Genomic DNA, 18,799 nt, shown 5'->3' with positions numbered 1-18,799 from the left:
GGGAACCTCGATTCGCTGGGTGTGCAGGATCTTGCTGCCGTGCAGGTAATCTTGGGGCGTCCGCGAAGGGGAGGCCATGAAGGAGCCTGCTGACTCTGAGCACGATCTTGCTACCCAGATCCTGATCGAGCTCTACAGTGAGATCCCGCCGCCGAGCAAACTGGTCACCGGTCACTTCCACAGCGGCGGCGACTACCGGGTCGTCCGACCGGACGGTGTGGGCAGCTGGTACCTGCTCTACACCGCGGCCGGCACCGGCCGGTTCCAGATCGGTGGAGACAAACTGACACTGGGCCACGGGGACCTCGTGCTGGTCAGCCCCGGCACCGAACACGACTACGGCACGGTCGGGACGTTCTGGGAATCCTGGTGGGCCCATTTCCAGCCCCGGCGGCAGTGGCACGCGTGGTTGTCGTTGCCGCAGGCAATGCCCGGCCTCTCGTACGTGCGACTGGCCAGATCGTCGGAGACGGACCGGGTGGTGTCGGCGTTCGACCGCTTGCACCGCGACGCGCAGCGGGCGGGCCTCTCACCGACCGGTGACACCGAGCTGCACCTACTCGAGAAGAGCGTCGCGGTAGAGCTGACCATGAACGGGATCGAGGAAGTGCTCCTGACCGCGGTCGCCAGCCTGCGCCGGAACACCCAGCACCTCGACGCCCGCGTCCAGCTGGTCCTCGACGCGATCACGGCCGATCCCGCGCGGCCGCACACCCTCACCTCGCTGGCGGGGCTCGCGCAGGTGTCGGTCTCCCGGCTCGCCCACCTCTTCAAGGAGCAGGTCGGCGACTCGATCATGAACGTGGTCGTGGCGCTGCGGCTGCAGCGCGCGGCCGAACTGCTCGGCGCGACCGACATGTCCGTCGCGCAGATCGCCCGTGCGGTCGGGTTCGACTCACCGCACTACTTCAGCCGCCAGTTCGGCCGCCGCTTCGGCATGTCCCCGACCAGCCACCGCACCGCAGTCAGGAACCCGGAGCTGGAGCTGTACTGAGCAGATAACCCGTCGCCCGGGTGGCCGACCGGCTTCTACAGTCGACGCATGACGAGCATCTTGTCCGCCGTGGCCTGGCCCTATGCGAACGGTCCCAGGCATATCGGCCACGTGTCCGGCTTCGGCGTACCGTCCGATGTGTTCAGCCGGTACCTGCGGATGGCTGGTCACGACGTGCTGATGGTGTCCGGGACAGACGAGCACGGTACGCCGATTCTCGTGCAGGCGGAGCAGGAAGGTGTGAGCCCGCGGGAGCTCGCCGACCGCTACAACCGGGTGATCGTCGAGGACCTGCAAGGCCTCGGCCTGTCGTACGACCTGTTCACCCGGACCACCACCCGCAACCACTACGCCGTCGCCCAGGAACTCTTCAGAACCCTTTATCGCAACGGATATCTCATCACCAGGACGACGATGGGCGCGATCTCGCCGTCCACCGGCCGTACCCTCCCCGACCGCTACATCGAGGGCACCTGCCCGATCTGCGGGTACGACGGCGCCCGCGGAGACCAATGTGACAACTGCGGGAACCAACTGGACGCGATCGACCTGATCAACCCGCACAGCCGGATCAACGGCGAGACGCCGGTGTTCGCGGAGTCGGAGCAGTTCTTCCTGGACCTGCCGGCGCTGGCCGATCAGCTGGGCGCCTGGCTGCAGACCCGCACCGGGTGGCGGCCGAACGTGCTCAAGTTCGCCCTCAACCTCCTCGACGACGTCCGGCCGCGGGCGATGACGCGCGACATCGACTGGGGCATCCCGGTGCCGCTGCCGGGCTGGGAGGACAACCCGAACAAGCGGCTGTACGTCTGGTTCGACGCGGTCATCGGCTATCTGTCCGCCAGCATCGAATGGGCCCGGCGGTCTGGCGACCCGGACGCCTGGCGCAAGTGGTGGTGCGATCCGGAGGCCCAGTCTTACTACTTCATGGGCAAGGACAACATCACCTTCCACGCCCAGATCTGGCCGGCCGAACTCCTCGGCTACAACGCCTCGCCCGGGCAGTACGGCGTACTCAATCTGCCGACCGAAGTGGTGAGCAGCGAGTTCCTGACCCAGGAGGGCAAGAAGTTCTCGTCGTCCCGGTCGGTGGTGATCTTCGTCCGCGACGTGCTGGAGCGGTACGGGCCGGACGCGTTGCGGTACTGGGTGTCGGTCGCCGGGCCGGAGACGCGCGACGCCGATTTCACCTGGTCCGACTTCGTCCGGCGGAACAACGACGAACTCGTCGGCACCTGGGGCAACCTGGTCAACCGGACCGCGTCGATGATCGCGAAGAACTTCGGAGCGATCCCGGCGGCCGGTGAGCTGACCGCGGCCGATCGTGACCTGCTTGCCGGCAGCAAGGAGGCGTTCGGCACTGTCGGCGACCACCTGCGGCACCAGCGGCTGCGGACCGCCATCGGGGCGGCGATGCGGAACGCGGTCGACGCGAACCAGTACCTGTCCCAACAGGCGCCGTGGAAGGAGCCGGACCCGGAGCGGAAGGCGACGATCCTGCACGTCGCCGCTCAGGTGGTGGCCGATAGCAACCGGCTGCTCGCACCGTTCCTGCCGCACTCGGCCCAACGCGTGCACGAGGCACTCGGTGGGACCGGGACGTTCCTGCCACAGCCCGAGGTCCGCGAGGCCGACGACCTCGACGGCGGCGCGCCGTACCCGATCATCACCGGCGACTACACCGCCCAACCACGCTGGGCGTCCGAGCCCGTCGTACCCGGCACACCGGTACGACCCCCCACCCCGATCTTCGCCAAGCTGTCACCGGATGTGGTCGAGGAGGAGCTGGCGCGGCTCGGTTGACGCTTTCTTACAAGCGCGTAAGTGGCGGCGGTCGTACGGTCAGGGGTGAGAGGAGTTGAGGACGATGACAAACTACCTGGCGACCGCCGAGACCGATATCGCCGCAGCGCCCGAGCGGGTGTGGGATGTGCTGACCGATCCGGAGCAGCTGAAGGAGTTGTGGTTCGGGGCCGAGGTGAAGACGGACTGGCAGCAGGGGAGTCCGATCACCTGGAGTGGCGAGTGGGAGGGGAAGCCTTATCAGGACAAGGGCGAGATCCTCGAGGTCGACCCCGGGCGGCTGCTGAAGCTGACGCACTACAGTCCGCTCACCGGGCAACCCGACGTACCGGAGAACTACCACACGCTGATCTACACGCTGGACGGCGATGGTACGGCGACCCACTTGAAGCTCACGCAGGACAACAACGCGAGCGAGGAGGAGGCCAAGCACTCCCAGGGGATGTGGGAGATGCTCGTCGCCAAGGTCAAGGAGGCTGCCGAGGGTCAGTAACCTATGGCCTATGGCTGCTGATGGTGTGGAGGTGGACCGGCCGACCCGGGAACGGGCCGCGATCGGGGAGGACGGCAGGTCGCGGGACCGGACCCGGCCGGCGCTGCCCGACCCGCTGCCGATGAGCGTGGTCGACGCGCACTGCCATCTCGACATCGCCGACGGCGAGGACGGTGCCTGGCTGAGCCCGGCCGAGGCGATCAAGCTGGCCTCGTCCGTCGGCGTCACCCGGATCGTCCAGGTCGGTTGCGACCTGCCGGGCGCGGTCTGGGCGGTCGAGGCCGCCGAGCAGTACCCGAACCTGATCGCCGGCGTGGCCCTGCACCCGAACGAGGCTCCGAGGCTGAAGGCCGCCGGCGAGCTCGACAGCGCGCTGGCCGAGATCGAGCGGCTGGCGGCCGGCGCGGACAAGGTCCGGGTGATCGGTGAGACCGGGCTGGACTACTTCCGCACCGGCGAGGACGGCCGCGCCGCGCAGCACGAGTCGTTCGCCGCGCACATCGAGCTGGCGAAGCGGCTGGACAAGACGCTGATGATCCACGACCGGGACGCGCACGACGACATCCTGCGGATCCTGGACCGCGAGGGCATGCCGGACCGGGTGATCATGCACTGTTTCTCCGGCGACACCGAGTTCGCCCGCGAGTGTGTCAACCGGGGTGCCTTCCTGAGCTTCGCCGGCGTGGTGACGTTCAAGAACGCCCAGTCCCTGCGGGACGCGCTGGCCGTGACGCCGCTCGACCGGGTGCTGGTCGAGACCGACGCGCCGTACCTGACGCCGTCCCCGCATCGCGGTCAGCCGAACGCGTCGTATCTGATCCCGCACACGGTCCGGAAGATGGCCGGCGTCCTGAACATCTCGGTCGCCGAGCTCTGCGATGCTCTGAACAACAACGCGAATCGCGCCTTCGGCGGCTCATGGTGATGGTCCTGACCGATGCCGACATCCGGGATCGGTTGACGGCCGAGGACGCCGTCGCGTGGACGCGGGAGGCGATCCTCGCCGCGCACACCGGGCGGTTGCACACGCCGCCACGGGTGCACACCGAGCTGGGTGGCGGGAATCTCGTCTTCACCACCGGCGCGCTGACCGGGGAGTGGTACGGCTACCGGTCGTACGACACCTTCCCCACCGATCCCGGCGGCCAGCTGGTCGTCGTCCACGACTGGCACACCGGCACGGTGCGTGGTGTTGCTGTGGGCAACGAGCTCGGACCGCGCCGGGTCGGGGCGATCGGTGCGGTCGCGGTCGGCGCACTGGCTCGTGCGGACGCCACGACGCTCGGGCTGGTCGGCGCCGGCGCCCAGGCGTGGACCCAGCTGTGGGCGATCGCCACCGTCCGCCCGCTGACCTCCGTCGCCGTCTTCAGTCGCGATCCGGTCCGCCGGAATGCCTTTGCTGCAAGGGTTTCCGAGGAGTTCGGACTGCCCACGGCCGGCGTCGCGTCGGCCCAGGAGGCGGTCGCCGGGCGGGACATCGTCGTACTCGCGACCAACAGCCCGGTGCCCGTGATCGAGGCCGACTGGGTCGCGCCGGGGGCGTTCGTGACCACGCTCGGGCCGAAGCTGATCGGGCGAGCCGAGTTCGGCCCGGGCCTGATCGCCCGGGCGGATGTCGCGGTGACGGACTCGATCGACCAGACGCGCGCGTACGACCCACCGTTCGTGCTGGTCGGCACGCCGCAGCACGACCGGCTGATCAACCTCGGCGCGGTGCTCGCCGGCGACGCCGCCGGCCGGACCTCCCTGCACCAGATCACCGCCTTCTGCTCCGTAGGCCTGGCAGGCACCGAGGCTTACCTGTTGGCGAAGCTGGTTTCGTGACCGGCCGGACGCCGACCGTCAACGTTTCCGTCGACCGTTGCGCGGGGCCACGGACAAGCGCAGTCTGAGGGCGTCGGCCTCAGCGGAGGCCGGTGTCCACAATGGGGGAGAAGGCAATGAGCGTTCTGATGACGCTGCGGGTGACTGGGGATCCGACGGCAATCGAGAAGTTGGGCGCCGACAACGGCGCACTCTTCGAAGGGGTGGTCGCCGACGCGTCCAGTCGCGGCCTGATCTCGCATCACTTCTACGGCAACGACACCGAGCTTCTCGTCGTCGACGAGTGGCCCGACGAGGCGTCGTTCCAGGGCTTCATGGAGAACTCCGGAGGGCAGATCCAGCAGATGATGGCGGCGGCCGGGGTGACCGCGGAGCCGGCCATCGAGTTCTGGCGGCACCTGGAGGTCGGCGACGACGTCGGGTGACACCGCTGGTAGACACACCTCATGGAGTTCAGTGAGGTGGTCCGGCGACGCCGGATGGTGCGGAACTACGACCCGGATCGGGCGGTGCCGGACGAGCTCCGGGAACGCATCCTGGAGAACGGGTTGCGGGCACCGTCCGGCGGGTTCACGCAGGGGTGGGCGTTCCTGACGCTCGAGGGCGACGATCGGGAGCGGTACTGGCGGATCGCGGCCGAGGACGCCGACGAGAAGTATGTGGAATGGCTCACAGGGCTGCGCCGCGCGCCGCTGCTGATCCTGGCCTTCGCGCACAAGGACGCCTACCTCGATCGGTACGCCGCCGCGGACAAGGGCTGGACGGACCGTGACGAGGCCCGCTGGACCGCGCCGTACTGGTACATCGACACCGCGATGGCGGTGCTGCTGATGCTCCAGACGGTGGTCGACGAAGGCCTGGGAGCGTGCTTCTTCGGGCCTAGGGCGGACAAAGTGGGCCGGTTGCTGAAGGAGTTCGGCGTCCCCGCGGGGTTCGACCTGATCGGGCTGCTGTCGGTCGGCTACCGGGCCCCGGACAGGCGGTCGCCGTCGCTGCGGCGCGGCCGCCGGACCACCGCGGAAGTGGTGCATCGAGGGCAATGGGGCCATCACCTGGCGTAACGGCCCCATTACACCTTTTTACGACTCGCCGACGAGGGGATTGGCATATCCGGGACATCTTCGTTACTGTCTCGTGATGTTGGCCGGGATCGGGGAAGATTCCGGGCAGCACAACCCCTCGGCGGGATAATGGATTCCGGGCAGCCAGTCCGGCGTTCGCGATCGGTGCCTGTGCTGTCCCACCCCGTGCCCGGGTAGCCCTACCTGGGAGCGTTAGTGCGTAAGTCCATCATCGTGGCCGTCGGTGCGACGGCTGCGTTCGCCGTCGCGGGCGGCTCCGTGGCATATGCCGCGAAGAGCAAGACAGTCAGTGTCTCCGTCGACGGCCAGGTGCAGAAGGTGCACACCTTCGGCTCCACCGTGGCAGACGCCCTGAAGGCCGAGAAAGTTCAGGTCGGCGAGCACGACGTCGTCGCGCCCGCGCCGGACTCGAAGCTGAAAGACGGTCAGGAGATCGCGGTGCAGTACGGCCGCCAGCTGACCGTCGACGCCGACGGCACCAAGAAGGCCTACTGGACCACGGCCGACACTGTCAGCGAGGCACTCGCCGACCTCGGTCTGCGGTACGACACCGGCGCGGTCTTCTCCACCAGCCGCAGCGCGCCGCTCGGGCGCCAGGGCCTGGAGCTCGTCGTGAAGACCCCGAAGACCGTCCAGATCGTGCGACAGGGCAAGGTCGCGACGATCAAGTCGATGGCTGCGACCGTCGGCGAGGCGCTGACCGCGGCCAAGATCGTCTGGGACCGGGACGACCGGATCAGCCCCGCGGCGGCCACCGTGCTCAAGCCGGGAGTCAACCGGGTCGGGTACGTGAAGGTCGACGTCAAGAAGGTCACCAAGACCGAGGCGATCGCCCACGGCACCGCCGAGACCAAGTCGGCGACGCTGGAAGTGGGCACCAAGAAGACCGCCGCGAAGGGCGTCAACGGCGCGAAGTCGGTGACGTACGTGCTCACCTACCTGGACGGCAAGCTGACGACCACCAAGCTGCTCACGTCGACGCTGGTCACCGCGCCGGTCGACGAGAAGGTCCTGGTCGGCACCAAGCCGAAGCCGGCGCCGCCGACGACCGACACCACCCCCACTCCCACCACGCCGCCGTCCACCGGTGGCACGAGTGCCTGGGACCGGATCGCCGCGTGCGAGTCGGGCGGCAACTGGGCGGCCAACACCGGCAACGGGTACTACGGCGGCCTGCAGTTCGACCACGGCACCTGGGCGGCCTACGGCGGGACGGCGTACGCCAGCAATGCCAACGGCGCGTCCAAGGCGCAGCAGATCGCGATCGCGGAGAAGGTCAAGGCCGACCGCGGTGGCTACGGCGCCTGGCCTGTCTGCGGCCAGAAGGCGTAGTGCAAGACTGACGGGGTGACCCCGTCTGATTCATCCACTTCCGCCGGACCGAGACTTCTCGGTCCGGCGGAAGTGCGTTCACTGGCCGCCGCGCTCGGGGTCCGCCCGACCAAGCAGCGCGGCCAGAACTTCGTCATCGACCCGAACACCGTCCGCCGGATCGTCCGCGCGGCCGAGCTGGACGACGGCGAGACCGTGCTCGAGGTCGGCCCGGGTCTCGGCTCGCTGACCCTGGCGCTGCTGGCTGACGGGCACCCGGTGACCGCGGTCGAGATCGACCCGCTGCTGGCGAAGGCACTGCCCTCGACGATCGCGACGTACGCGCCGGATCAGGCGGGCATGCTGACCGTGGTCGAGGCCGACGCGATGACGGTCGGACCGGAGCAGGTCGGGTCGCCGTCGGCGTGTGTGGCCAACCTGCCGTACAACGTCGCCGTACCGGTCCTGCTGCATCTCCTGGCCATCTCGCCGTCGTTGCGGCACGGGCTGGTGATGGTGCAGTCCGAGGTCGCGGACCGGCTCGCGGCCCCGCCCGGTTCCCGGACGTACGGCGTACCGTCCGCGAAGGCGGCCTGGTACGCCGAGGTGCGGCGGGCCGGGCCGATCGGGCGGAACGTGTTCTGGCCGGCGCCGAACGTGGACTCCGGGCTGGTCGCGTTCGAGCGCCGGGACCCGCCGAAGACGGCGGCGAGCCGGGAGGAGGTGTTCGCGGTGATCGAGGCGGCGTTCTCGCAGCGGCGGAAGACCGTGCGGTCCGCGCTGGCCCGCTGGATGCCAGACCGCGAGCGGCTCGACGAGGTGTTCCGGGTCACGGGGATCGACCCGAAGCTGCGCGGGGAGATGCTCGGGATCACCGACTTCGCCGCGCTCGCCGGCGCCGGTCGGCCTGACTAAGGCACTAGCCTGTGCCCGTGCCACCTTCCTCTGAGGTCACGGTGCGGTCGCCGGCCAAGATCAATCTGGGTCTGTCGGTCGGTCCGCCGCGCCCGGACGGGTTCCACCCCGTCGCCACGGTCTACCAGGCCGTTGCCCTGTACGACGATGTCACCGCGGTGCTGCGCGACGACGACGCCTCGATCTCGGTGGAGGTGGTCGGCGACTTCGCGAACGACGTACCGACCGACGACACGAACCTCGCGGTGCGGGCGGCGTTGCTGCTGCAGGCGGAGTACGACGTCGAGGAAGGCGTCGCACTGACCATCCGCAAGACGATCCCGGTCGCGGGCGGGCTGGCGGGCGGATCCACTGACGCGGCAGCGACTTTGGTGGCGTGCAATCGGTTGTGGGGGCTGCAACTGTCGCAGACCGAGTTGCGGAACCACGCGGCCGAGCTGGGCAGCGACGTGCCGTTCTGCCTGGTCGGTCACACCGCGCTCGGCCAGGGGCGGGGCGAGCAGGTCACCGAGGTGATGTCGCGCGGGACCTTCCACTGGGTGTTCGCGATCGCAGACAGCGGGCTGTCCACGCCGGCCGTCTACGGCGAACTGGACCGGCTGCGTCCGCTCCGCCGGGTCGAGGCGCCGCAGGTGCGACCCGAGCTGATGTCCGCACTGCTCTCCGGTCAGCCCGGCGCCCTCGCGGTTGCCCTCAGCAACGACCTCCAGGCCGCGGCGCTGTCGCTGCGCCCCGAGCTCGGCGATACCCTCCAGTTCGGCCTCGACCAGGGCGCCCTCGCCGCCCAGATCTCCGGCTCCGGCCCGACCTGCCTCTTCCTCGCCGCGGACAGCCGCAGCGCCGTCGACCTGGCCGTCGAACTCGCCGAATCCGGCCTCTGCCGCATGGTCCGCCAAGCCGAAGCCCCCGTCCCCGGCGCCCGAATCCTCCCCGCCACCGTCACCCGGTAGAGGTACACTTAGCTAAGTGGACTAAGGAGGGGTGATGGGCGAGCCGGCGGTGCAGTTCAACATCCATGAGGCGAAGACTCAGCTTTCGCGGATCATCGATCGTGTCGAGCACGGCGAAGAGGTCATCATCAGTCGTGCCGGTCGGCCGGTCGCCAAGGTCGTGCCGCTGCCCAGCTCGGTCCGGCGGGCAGGGCGGGGATTGCTGTCGGGACAGATTGGCTGGTCCGACGATTGGGATTCGACCGAAACCAATGAAGAGATCGCCGACGACTTCGGTCTTCCGTCATGAAGGAGATGGCACGGCTTCTGCTGGACACGCATGTGCTGCTCTGGTGGCTCGAGGACAGTCCTGAGCTGTCCGATGACCTGAAGGATCAGATCGACACCGAGCTCGAGGTCTTCGTCAGCGCGGCAACAGTCTGGGAGCTTTCGATCAAGTCGGCTGCCGGGAAGCTGAAGCTGCCGGACGACCTCACCGGCTGGATCGAGCGCAGCGGTCTGAGTGAGCTGCCGATCCGGATGGCGCATGCGGACCTCGCGGGCCGGCTGCCGGCGATCCACCGGGATCCGTTCGATCGGATGCTCATCGCACAGGCGCTCGTCGAGAAGCTGACACTGGTGACCAGAGATGGTCTGATCCATCGGTACGACGTACCGATGATCAAGGCGTGATTCCTTAAGCCTGCAAGGGATCCTGGGTTATCTGCCGGTGAGGATGGACACGAGTTGGTTGGTGGGGATGGTGAGGGCTGCGCGGACGGCTTGGGATGGGGTGAAGGTGGCGGGGTGGAGGGCTGCGGTGGCGCGCTCGAGGTCTGGTTGGGCTAGTTCGGCGGGCACGGTGGGGGACCTGGCGCCGTCGAGGAGCGGGCGTACCTAGGTCTCGAAGTCGCGGTACGTCCCGGCGAGCTGACCGACGGGCAACGGCCTGCCGGTCTTCGCGGGCGGCGGCATCACGACAACGGTCGCACCGGCACACGTCGCGATGCTCATTGCGAAGGCTCCTCGCCGGGGCGGCGGTGGTGGCGAGCACGACCGGGCTGGTTACTCTGCACACCGGATCGGTCGCAGTCCGCGACGATACTCTCAGTCCGGGTCGCTCGAAACCTCTTGAAACACAGGGATTTCGCCCCAACTGAGCAAGTGAGCGTTTGAATCGCCGGGTAATTCGGTCGCGGCCCGGCCGGGCCGCTGCTACGGTCCGGGCAGGAGTCCATCGATCGAGTGGCAGGAGAACGGGATGCGGCACGTGGTGATCGACCTCATCGGTACTGATCGCTTCGACGCATTCGCGAGGACTCTTGAACTCTCTGACGATGGGCATTGTGGCGCATGTCGACGCCGGTAAGACCAGCCTGACCGAGCGGCTGCTGTACGCCGCCGGTGTGATCGACCGGGTCGGCCGGGTCGACGACGGGAACACCCAGACCGACTCGATGGACCTCGAGCGGAAGCGCGGTATCACGATCCGCTCGGCGGTGGTGTCGTTCGAGCTGGGCGACCTGACCGTCAATCTGATCGACACCCCGGGACACTCCGACTTCATCGCCGAGGTCGAGCGCGCGCTGTCCGTGCTGGACGGCGCCGTGCTGGTGATCTCCGCGGTCGAGGGCGTCCAGGTGCAGACCCGCCTGCTGATGCGCACGCTGACCCGGCTGCGCATCCCGACCTGCCTGTTCGTGAACAAGATCGACCGTGTCGGCGCCCGGTACGACGAACTGCTCGCGGACATCGCGCGGTTGCTGACACCCGCCGCCGTGCCGATGGGATCGGTGTCGGACCTCGGTACTCGCGGAGCCGTCTTCGGACCGTTCGGGCTGCCGCGCAAGGCGCTCGGAGAACTGCTTGCCGAGCGCAACGACGGCTTCCTGGCCCGCTACCTGGATGACGGGTTGTCGGCCGACGACTACGCCGCTGAGCTGCGTCGGCAGGTGGCGGCCGCGCAGGTCCACCCGGTGTACTTCGGCTCGGCGATGACCGGCGTCGGTATCGCCGACCTGATCGGCGGCATTCGGTCCTGGTTGCCACGCGCAACCGCATTGCCGTCGGAGGCCTTGCAGGCAAGGGTTTTCAAGGTCGAGCGTGCGTCCGCTGGGCAAAAGGTTGCCTCGGCGCGCGTGTTCGCCGGGTCGCTGTCGGCTCGCGCGTACGTCGATGTGCACCCGGCGGCAGGTCCGTCGTACCAGGCGCGTCCGACGGCGGTGGAGCTCTTCGAGCGCGGGTCGCGGCGGACAGTCGAGCGAGCCGAGGCCGGGCAGATCGTGGCGTTGCGCGGGTTGAAGGACATCCGGATCGGCGATCAGCTCGGCGTACCGGCGCCTGGTGCGGGCCGGTTGTTCGCGCCGCCGACGCTCGAGACCGTCGTGGGTGCGCGGGATCGGGTGAAGCTCTTCCAGGCGCTGACCCAGCTCGCCGAACAGGACCCATTGATCCGCGTCCGGAAGGCCGACGACATCACAGTCAGCCTGTACGGCGAGGTGCAGAAGGAGGTGATCGCGTCCTTGCTGGAGTCGGAGTACGGACTGGCGGTCTCCTTCAGTGAGACCACGCCGATCCACATCGAACGGTTGGCCGGCGTGGGAGCCGCACACCGGGAGATGGGTGCCCCGGACAACCTCTGGGCGGCGGGCGTCGGCTTCCGCGTGTCACCGGTCGCCGAAGGCATTGACTACCGGTTGGAGGTCGAGCTCGGAGGACTGCCGCGCGCGTTCCATACCGCGATCGAGGAGACGGTCAGGCAGACCCTCCACCAAGGCCTCTACGGCTGGGAGATCCCGAACTGCCGGATCGATCTGACCCACACCGCCTACAGCAGCGTGGGTACGTCCGCCGCAGACTTCCGCCGCCTCGTCCCACTCGTCCTGATGCAGGCCATTGCGTTCGCCGGCACCACGGTCCTCGAACCCCTCAACCACTTCGAGCTCGACATTCCACCCGACTCGGTTTCCCGGGTTCTGTCCCTGCTGGCCGACTCCCGTGGCCTCGTCACCACGACCACCCTGGACCAGGACCGTGCCCACCTCGAAGGCACGATCCCCGCCGCCACCACCCATCCTTTCGAGGCCCACCTGCCGGGCCAGACTCATGGCGAAGGCATCCTCACCCCGACCTTCACCACCTACCACCCCGTCCCTGGCACACCTCCCGCCCGGTCCCGGACCGACGGCAATCCCCTCAACCAGAAGCAGTACCTTCTCCACCTCAACCAGGCGTGAGCCGGTCAGGCGAAGCGCGCGAGGGTGGTGTGGATCTGCTTGACGGCGTTGGCGGAGTCGGTGAAGTGGGCGGTGACGCAGAGATGTTCGCGGAGGTGGAGGAGGGGCATCCGGTCGCGCCAGCCCGGCGCCAAGGGATGAGCTTCTTCGTAGGCGCGGTAGAAGGCATCGGGGATGTTGCCGCAGCCGATGAGCATGGACAGTTCGGCCTCGGGCCAGCCGTAGTAGACCGCAGGGTCGATCAACGCCGGGCGGCCGGCGGGTGTCGGGATGAGATTGCCGTGCCAGAGGTCGCCGTGGAGCAGCGCCGGCGGTTGGGGCGGGACGAGCTCGGGGAGGCGGTCGGCGACGCGTTCGAGGCGGTGGCGGTCGTCCGGCGAGAGGGCGTTGTAGCAGCTGGGGACTTCCAGGTAGCGGAGCAGCCGGTGCTGGGCGAAGAAGCTGTGACCGTCGGTCGTCCACGGGTTCCGCTGGGGAAGGACGCCCAGGTAGTTGTCCTGGTGATACCCGAACTTGTCGGAGGTGTGCTGGTGCTGGAGGACCAGGGCGCGGCCGGCGTCTTCCCAGTAGGTGGGAGAGGGTGCGGACGCACCGAGGTCGGTGAGGACGATGAAGTCGGGCGCGACGCGGAGCACTTCGGGTACGGCGAACCCGCCCGGGTCCCGGAGTGCGTCGAGGCCGTCGGCTTCCACCGCGTAGAGGTCGGGCGGCAGGTCGGTCTGCGTCTTCACGATCGCCGACCGGCCGAGCGACGTACGGACGCGGAAGGTCTTGCTGGCGTAGCCGCCTTCCACGGATTCGGCGGACACGGCGTCACCGAGGGCCAGGCCGTCGAGCCAGGAAGGAGTCAGCACGTGGACGATCCTGGCACGCCCGCCGGTGTCGGCTACCCTGGGGCGCGATATGGCGACACCTAACTTGGTCAACCTGGAAGCTGTTTCCAAGGGCTTCGGGACTCGGACACTCCTCGACTCGGTCAGCCTCGGCATCGGCCGGGGTGAACGCGTCGGCGTGGTCGGGCGGAACGGCGACGGCAAATCGACGCTGTTGCGGCTGCTGGCCCGGCGGGAGGAACCGGACAGCGGACGGATCACCCACAACCGGGACCTGCGGCTCGGGTACCTCGGCCAGAGCGACGACCTCGACCCGGAGCAGACCGTGCTGCACGCGGTGCTCGGCGAGGTGGAGACCTACACGTGGGCCGCCGACCCGCGGACGCGGTCGGTGATGGAGCACTTGCTGGGTGGCGTCGATCACCAGGCGCTCGTCGGCACGTTGAGCGGTGGTGAGCGGCGGCGCGCCTCGCTGGCCAGGTTGCTGCTGATCGAGGTCGACCTGCTGATCCTCGACGAGCCCACCAACCACCTCGACATCGAGGCGGTCAACTGGCTCGCCGAGCACGTGGTCGACCGGGCCGGCGCGCTCATCGTCGTGACCCACGACCGCTGGTTCCTCGATGCGGTCTGCACCGACACGTGGGAGGTCCAGGGCGGCCGCGTCACGTCGTACGACGGTGGGTACGCCGCCTACGTGCTCGCGAAGGCGGAGCGGGCCCGGAGCGCGCAGGTCTCGGAGACGAAGCGGCAGAACCTGCTGAAGAAGGAGCTCGCCTGGCTGCGTCGCGGCGCCCCCGCCCGCAGCACCAAGCCCAAGTTCCGTATCGAGGCCGCCAACGCGCTGATCGAGGACGAGCCGGCGCCGCGCGACAAGCTCGCGCTGTCCCAGCTGGCCACCGCCCGCCTCGGCAAGGACGTGTTCGACGTCGAGGACGTGAGCCTGGCCTTCGGCGACCGGGTGATGCTCGACCACGTCACGTTCCGGCTCGGGCCGCCCGACCGGATCGGGCTGCTCGGGCCGAACGGCGCCGGCAAGACCACGTTCCTGAAGATCCTGACGGGTCAGCTCGCGCCGGACCGCGGCCGGGTCAAGCAGGGCAAGACCGTCCGGGTCGCCAACCTGTCGCAGACCCTCGACGAGATCGACGAAACGGTGACGGTCCTCGACTACATCACCGGGATCCGTCGTACGGCGGCCCTGGCCGGGCGCGGTGGCGAACTCACCTCGTCGCAACTGCTCGAGCGGTTCGGGTTCACCGGCGGCAAGCTGACCACCCGGATCTCGGACCTGTCCGGTGGTGAGCGGCGCCGGCTGCAACTGCTGCGCATCCTGCTCGACGAGCCGAACGTGCTGATCCTCGACGAGCCAACCAACGACCTCGATGTCGAGACGCTCACCGTGCTCGAGGACTTCCTCGACAGCTGGCCGGGTGTCGTCGTCGCCGTCACGCACGACCGCTACTTCCTCGAGCGGATCAGCGACATGGTTTACGCGATCATGGGCGACGGCCGGGTCCGTCATCTGCCCCGCGGCGTCGATCAGTATCTCGACGAGCTCGGGACCGGAATTCCGCGCCGTACGGCGTCGAATGCGTCGACGTCGCCGGCGGCGGTGTCCAATGATTTGGCGCCGGCCGGAAATACCACGGTTGATGATCCGCCGGTGGTTGACGCGGCAGCGGCCCGGGCGGCGAAGAAGGAACTGAACCGGATCGAACGCCAGCTCGCCAAGCTCACCGAGGCGGAGGCGAAACTGCACGACCAGCTGGCGGTGAGCGCCAGCGACTACGCGCGGCTGGCCGAGCTGGACGCCGAACTGCGCAAGCTCGCCGACGAACGCGGTGAGCTGGAGACCGCCTGGTTCGACGCGGCCGAACGGGCCGAATGATCCGCAGCGGCGCAGAGCTCCTGGAACAACAGAACTGAGCCGCGGCACACCCTCCGATCCCCTGTGCTTCGGAGGGTGTACCGCGGCTCCGGGTGAGCGGGCCCCGTGCCGGCCGGCGTTGTTCGGGCCCCGAGCCCCGGACACCGCACGGCCGCTTTCGGTGGACCACCTCTTGCCACCGAAGTCACCGTGTTCTCTACGTTTCGTAGCCGGTTAGCCACCGACAGTGAGGACCCTAGTGTGGCCCCTCACTCAGTGTCGACAGTCGTGCGCTACAGCAGCCTCTCGATCTCGTTGCAACTAGCAACGATCGAAACCAGGCAGAAGTGACGGGTCGTCTTTTCGGATTATTCCGGCACAATTCCAAACGAGCGTTTGTCCGACCTGCCGAGCCGTTTTGTCGGCACTACCGAGCGGCTTTGTCCACAGCGTCGGCAAAGCGGATGTTTTCCCGGGTCAGTGTTTTTCCAGGTCGAACGGCCGGACCAGCTCGCGCAGTACGCGGGCGATCTTGGCCTGGTCGCGCTCGCTGATCGTGGCCAGCAGTTTGCGCTCGTGCGCGAGCAGATCGGCCATCGCGGCGTCGACCGCGTCGCGGCCGGCCGGGGTCAGCTGGACGAGCACGCCACGGCGGTCGGCCGGATCTGGCAGGCGCTCGACCAGGCCGCGCGCGGCCAGCCGGTCGACCCGGTTCGTCATCGTGCCGGAGGTGACCAGGGTTTCCTTCAGCAGCTTGCCGGGGGAGAGTTGGTACGGCGCTCCGGCCCGGCGCAGGGCCGCGAGTACGTCGAACTCCCAGGACTCCAGGCCGTGCGTCTCGAACGCCTGGCTGCGGGCGCGATCGAGGTGTCGCGCCAGCCGGCTGACCCGGGACAGCACCTCCATCGGCGCCACGTCGAGGTCGGGGCGCTCGCGGCGCCAGGCCTCGAGCAGCCGGTCGACCTCGTCTTCCATACTTCGAGACTACGTCATCAAGACTCTTGACATCAAGACAAGTCGAGCGACTAGAGTATCTCGACGTCAAGATAAATGCGTCAGAGAGGTACTCGCCATGCGCACGTCACCAGTGTGGAGTCCGGAGCAGTACGGCACATACGCCGACGAACGCGGCCGCCCGTACGCGGATCTAGTCGGCCGGGTCAGGGCCGAGGACGTCCGCACGGTCGTCGACCTCGGCTGTGGTCCCGGCGGGCTGACCGTGACCCTGCGGGAGGTCTGGCCCGAGGCAACCATCGTCGGCGTCGACAACTCGCCGCAGATGCTGGCGGCGGCGGAGCAGTACGCGGACGACCACCTGAGCTTCGAGCTGGGCGACGTCCGCGAGTGGTCGGTGGAGCCGGGTTCGCTGGATGTGATCGTGACCAACGCGACCCTGCAGTGGGTCCCTGAGCAGCTCGACCTGCTGCCCGGTTTCGTCCGCGCGCTGCGGCCGGGCGGCTGGCTGGCGATCCAGATCCCCGGCAACGGCAACGCGCCGTCGCACGCGATCCTGCGCGAGCTCGCCGGCACCGAGCCCTATGCGGAGTACGCGAAGGACGCGTCGCTGCGGCCCGACGTCCCGGGTCCGGCCGAGTACGTCGACGCGCTCAGTGCCGAGGGATGCGTGGTCGACGCGTGGGAGACGACGTACTTCCACCTGCTGCACGGCGACAACGCCGTACTGGAATGGGTGAAGGGGACCGGCGCGCGGCCGGTGCTGCAGTCGCTGCCGGACGACCTGCGGCCGCAGTTCGAGGCGGAGTACGGCGCTCGGCTGGCGGAGGCGTATCCGCAGCGGGACTACGGGACGCTGCTGCCGTTCCGCCGGATCTTCGCGGTCGCGCAGAAGAGGGGCTGACCATGCGGCTCGATCATGTGCAGGTGTCGTGCCCGCCCGGTGGGGAGGACGTCGCGCGGGAGTTCTACCGGGACGCGCTCGGGATGACCGAGGTGGAGAAGCCGGAGCTGCTGAAGGCCCGGGGTGGTTGCTGGTTCCGTGCCGGGACCGCGGAAGTGCACATCGGTGTGGAGCAGGACTTCCGCCCGGCGAAGAAGGCTCATCCCGCGTTGGCCGTCGACGATCTGGATGCGCTGGCTTCGCGACTCGCGGAGCTCGGCTATCCGGTGAAGTGGGACAACGAGACGATCCCAGGCCGCCGGCGCTTCCACACCGCCGACGGCCACGGGAACCGGGTGGAGATCGTCTGACGCTCGTTCGAGGGGATATCCGGCTCTTCTGACGTATCCGTGGGTGGTTCGTTCGCGTCCCTTCGCGTCCCTTCGCGTCGTTCGCGTCGTTCGCGTCGTTCGCGTCGTTCGCGTCGTTCGCGTCTCGGCGGTCGGCCGTGTTGTGTCGGTTGGCGCCGGGGGTGGGGAGGATCTCGTCCCGGATCGGGTGGGAGATCCTCCCCAGCCTGGCCCGGCCGGCTCGCGGGTCTTGGCCTGGGCGGACGTGGGGCACTCACTAACCCGGTCCGTCAGCCGCGGAGTGCTCGGGGCCGAGCGGGGCCTGTCTGGCATCGCGCTGTTTGGTGAGTGCTGCAGGTCCGGTCGACGGCCCGGCATCGCCCCACCCGCCACCGCCGCCGGGCGGGTGTGGGTGGACTTCCAAGCCATCACAATCACCCAGACGCCGCGATCGTCCGCGGGAGGCCATCGTCGTCGCCTCGTTGTGATGGCCTGGCGATCCGGTCGACGGCACGGGAAACACCCACGGAACCAACCGAAGCGCCGGATCTCCCATCCCGTTGTCGGTTCTCCCCTGGTGCACGACGGGAGAACCCACAACGGCAGCGGATATCCCCCCGTGGCGTGGGTTCTCCCCAGGCAGACCAGCAGAGAACCCTTCGCTCGAACGGATATCCGGCTCTTCTGCTGGATGTGTGGGCGAAGTGAGCGAAGTCGGCTGGGTGTGCCAGCTCGACAGGAGGTGTCGGTCCTGGGTGCTGGTCGGGCGAGGCATTCACGCGTCGCCCCGGCCGGCCAGGTCGGGGCCAGGACGGACACCTCCTGTCGAGCTGACACACCCCCAGCCACATCCCCGCAAGCCACCGTCCGCACCCGACCAGCCGACGGACCGCAGTTGAGCGATGAGCGCGACTCCGCGAGGCACCGGGATCTCGGCCCGGCTCGACGATCGGTGGTGGTGGCGATCTGGCGCTGCGACGTACGACAGTCCGCCACCAGGAGCCCGCACCGGCGGGCAGGTGCAGTGGCTGGGCGGGTTCGTCGTGCCGGCGGTGGGATCGGTGGCGATCACCGGGGCCTGGGACATGATCTGGGTGCCTCGGACAGGCTGTGCGGTGTCCGAGGTCCCCTAGTACTTGTCCGAGGTCGCGGCAATCGCGCCGATCAACACTCCGGGCGGCGCAAGCATTTCAGGGCTCCGGCGTCTGGATGCTGCCGGCCGGATGCCGGGGGCAGCGACCGGACCACGGGCTGTCTCGAGTCACCGGATCCGGGTCCGCACACCGACCACGACAGGCAGGCCGGCCACCACCCACACATCG

General features: G+C 68.6%; 19 protein-coding genes. 17 read left to right on the top strand and 2 right to left on the bottom strand.

Features of this window, described 5'->3' with window-relative positions:
• Positions 1-76: 76 nt before the first annotated feature.
• The 13 genes from OG555_RS05000 (at position 77) to OG555_RS04940 (ending at position 12,587) form a co-directional block, all read left to right on the top strand.
• Positions 77-994, top strand: coding sequence for a helix-turn-helix domain-containing protein (locus OG555_RS05000; RefSeq protein WP_329481496.1), 918 nt, complete (start codon positions 77-79; stop codon positions 992-994).
• A gap of 48 nt (positions 995-1,042) precedes the next feature.
• Positions 1,043-2,797 (top strand): methionine--tRNA ligase, encoded by a 1,755-nt coding sequence (gene metG / locus OG555_RS04995; protein ID WP_329481495.1) that lies wholly within the window; start codon positions 1,043-1,045, stop codon positions 2,795-2,797.
• Positions 2,798-2,861: 64 nt separating this feature from the next.
• Complete coding sequence (locus tag OG555_RS04990; RefSeq protein WP_329481494.1) at positions 2,862-3,290, top strand: SRPBCC family protein; 429 nt, start codon at positions 2,862-2,864, stop codon at positions 3,288-3,290.
• 10 nt (positions 3,291-3,300) lie between these two features.
• On the top strand, positions 3,301-4,215 hold the full coding sequence (locus OG555_RS04985) for a TatD family hydrolase (RefSeq protein WP_329481493.1): 915 nt from the start codon (positions 3,301-3,303) through the stop codon (positions 4,213-4,215).
• Positions 4,215-5,114 (top strand): ornithine cyclodeaminase family protein, encoded by a 900-nt coding sequence (locus OG555_RS04980; protein ID WP_329481492.1) that lies wholly within the window; start codon positions 4,215-4,217, stop codon positions 5,112-5,114. The genes OG555_RS04985 and OG555_RS04980 overlap by 1 nt, the downstream gene beginning before the upstream one ends.
• Before the next feature lie 116 nt (positions 5,115-5,230).
• Positions 5,231-5,539 (top strand): hypothetical protein, encoded by a 309-nt coding sequence (locus tag OG555_RS04975; RefSeq protein WP_329481491.1) that lies wholly within the window; start codon positions 5,231-5,233, stop codon positions 5,537-5,539.
• A 21-nt stretch (positions 5,540-5,560) separates the two neighbouring features.
• Positions 5,561-6,175, top strand: a complete 615-nt coding sequence (locus OG555_RS04970) for a nitroreductase family protein (RefSeq protein ID WP_329481490.1) — start codon at positions 5,561-5,563, stop codon at positions 6,173-6,175.
• 216 nt (positions 6,176-6,391) lie between these two features.
• On the top strand, positions 6,392-7,528 hold the full coding sequence (locus OG555_RS04965) for a ubiquitin-like domain-containing protein (protein ID WP_329481489.1): 1,137 nt from the start codon (positions 6,392-6,394) through the stop codon (positions 7,526-7,528).
• A 72-nt stretch (positions 7,529-7,600) separates the two neighbouring features.
• The gene (rsmA, locus tag OG555_RS04960; RefSeq protein ID WP_329481488.1) at positions 7,601-8,422 is read left to right on the top strand and encodes a 16S rRNA (adenine(1518)-N(6)/adenine(1519)-N(6))-dimethyltransferase RsmA; all 822 of its coding nucleotides are present in this window, start codon (positions 7,601-7,603) and stop codon (positions 8,420-8,422) included.
• Between the two features lie 11 nt (positions 8,423-8,433).
• Positions 8,434-9,372, top strand: a complete 939-nt coding sequence (locus tag OG555_RS04955; protein ID WP_442914484.1) for a 4-(cytidine 5'-diphospho)-2-C-methyl-D-erythritol kinase — start codon at positions 8,434-8,436, stop codon at positions 9,370-9,372.
• A 34-nt stretch (positions 9,373-9,406) separates the two neighbouring features.
• Entirely contained in the window at positions 9,407-9,661 is a 255-nt protein-coding gene (locus OG555_RS04950) for a type II toxin-antitoxin system Phd/YefM family antitoxin (RefSeq protein ID WP_329481486.1), read from the top strand.
• A gap of 5 nt (positions 9,662-9,666) precedes the next feature.
• Positions 9,667-10,044 carry a type II toxin-antitoxin system VapC family toxin gene (locus tag OG555_RS04945; RefSeq protein ID WP_329481485.1) on the top strand — a complete coding sequence of 126 codons (378 nt, stop codon included), beginning with the start codon at positions 9,667-9,669 and terminating at the stop codon, positions 10,042-10,044.
• Between the two features lie 644 nt (positions 10,045-10,688).
• The gene (locus OG555_RS04940; RefSeq protein ID WP_329481484.1) at positions 10,689-12,587 is read left to right on the top strand and encodes a translation factor GTPase family protein; all 1,899 of its coding nucleotides are present in this window, start codon (positions 10,689-10,691) and stop codon (positions 12,585-12,587) included.
• A 5-nt stretch (positions 12,588-12,592) separates the two neighbouring features.
• On the opposite strand, the gene OG555_RS04935 is transcribed toward OG555_RS04940, so the two are convergent.
• Complete coding sequence (locus tag OG555_RS04935; RefSeq protein ID WP_329481483.1) at positions 12,593-13,441, bottom strand: fructosamine kinase family protein; 849 nt, start codon at positions 13,439-13,441, stop codon at positions 12,593-12,595.
• A gap of 49 nt (positions 13,442-13,490) precedes the next feature.
• Between OG555_RS04935 and OG555_RS04930 the strand changes: the two genes are divergently transcribed.
• Positions 13,491-15,311: an ABC-F family ATP-binding cassette domain-containing protein gene (locus OG555_RS04930; RefSeq protein WP_329481482.1), complete on the top strand. Its 1,821-nt coding sequence runs from the start codon at positions 13,491-13,493 to the stop codon at positions 15,309-15,311.
• Positions 15,312-15,767: 456 nt separating this feature from the next.
• On the opposite strand, the gene OG555_RS04925 is transcribed toward OG555_RS04930, so the two are convergent.
• Positions 15,768-16,265, bottom strand: a complete 498-nt coding sequence (locus OG555_RS04925; RefSeq protein ID WP_329481481.1) for a MarR family winged helix-turn-helix transcriptional regulator — start codon at positions 16,263-16,265, stop codon at positions 15,768-15,770.
• A gap of 97 nt (positions 16,266-16,362) precedes the next feature.
• On the opposite strand from OG555_RS04925, the gene OG555_RS04920 reads away from it, so the two are divergent.
• From OG555_RS04920 to OG555_RS04910, 3 genes are all read left to right on the top strand, one after another.
• Positions 16,363-17,148: a methyltransferase domain-containing protein gene (locus tag OG555_RS04920; protein ID WP_329481480.1), complete on the top strand. Its 786-nt coding sequence runs from the start codon at positions 16,363-16,365 to the stop codon at positions 17,146-17,148.
• Between the two features lie 2 nt (positions 17,149-17,150).
• On the top strand, positions 17,151-17,498 hold the full coding sequence (locus OG555_RS04915; RefSeq protein WP_329481479.1) for a VOC family protein: 348 nt from the start codon (positions 17,151-17,153) through the stop codon (positions 17,496-17,498).
• Positions 17,499-18,379: 881 nt separating this feature from the next.
• Positions 18,380-18,610, top strand: coding sequence for a hypothetical protein (locus tag OG555_RS04910; protein WP_329481478.1), 231 nt, complete (start codon positions 18,380-18,382; stop codon positions 18,608-18,610).
• The last annotated feature ends 189 nt before the right edge of the window (positions 18,611-18,799 follow it).

Origin of the sequence: Kribbella sp. NBC_01484 (assembly GCF_036227145.1) — a bacterium.
In the GTDB taxonomy this organism is placed as follows: domain Bacteria; phylum Actinomycetota; class Actinomycetes; order Propionibacteriales; family Kribbellaceae; genus Kribbella.
This window is presented reverse-complemented; position numbering and strand designations above follow the sequence as displayed.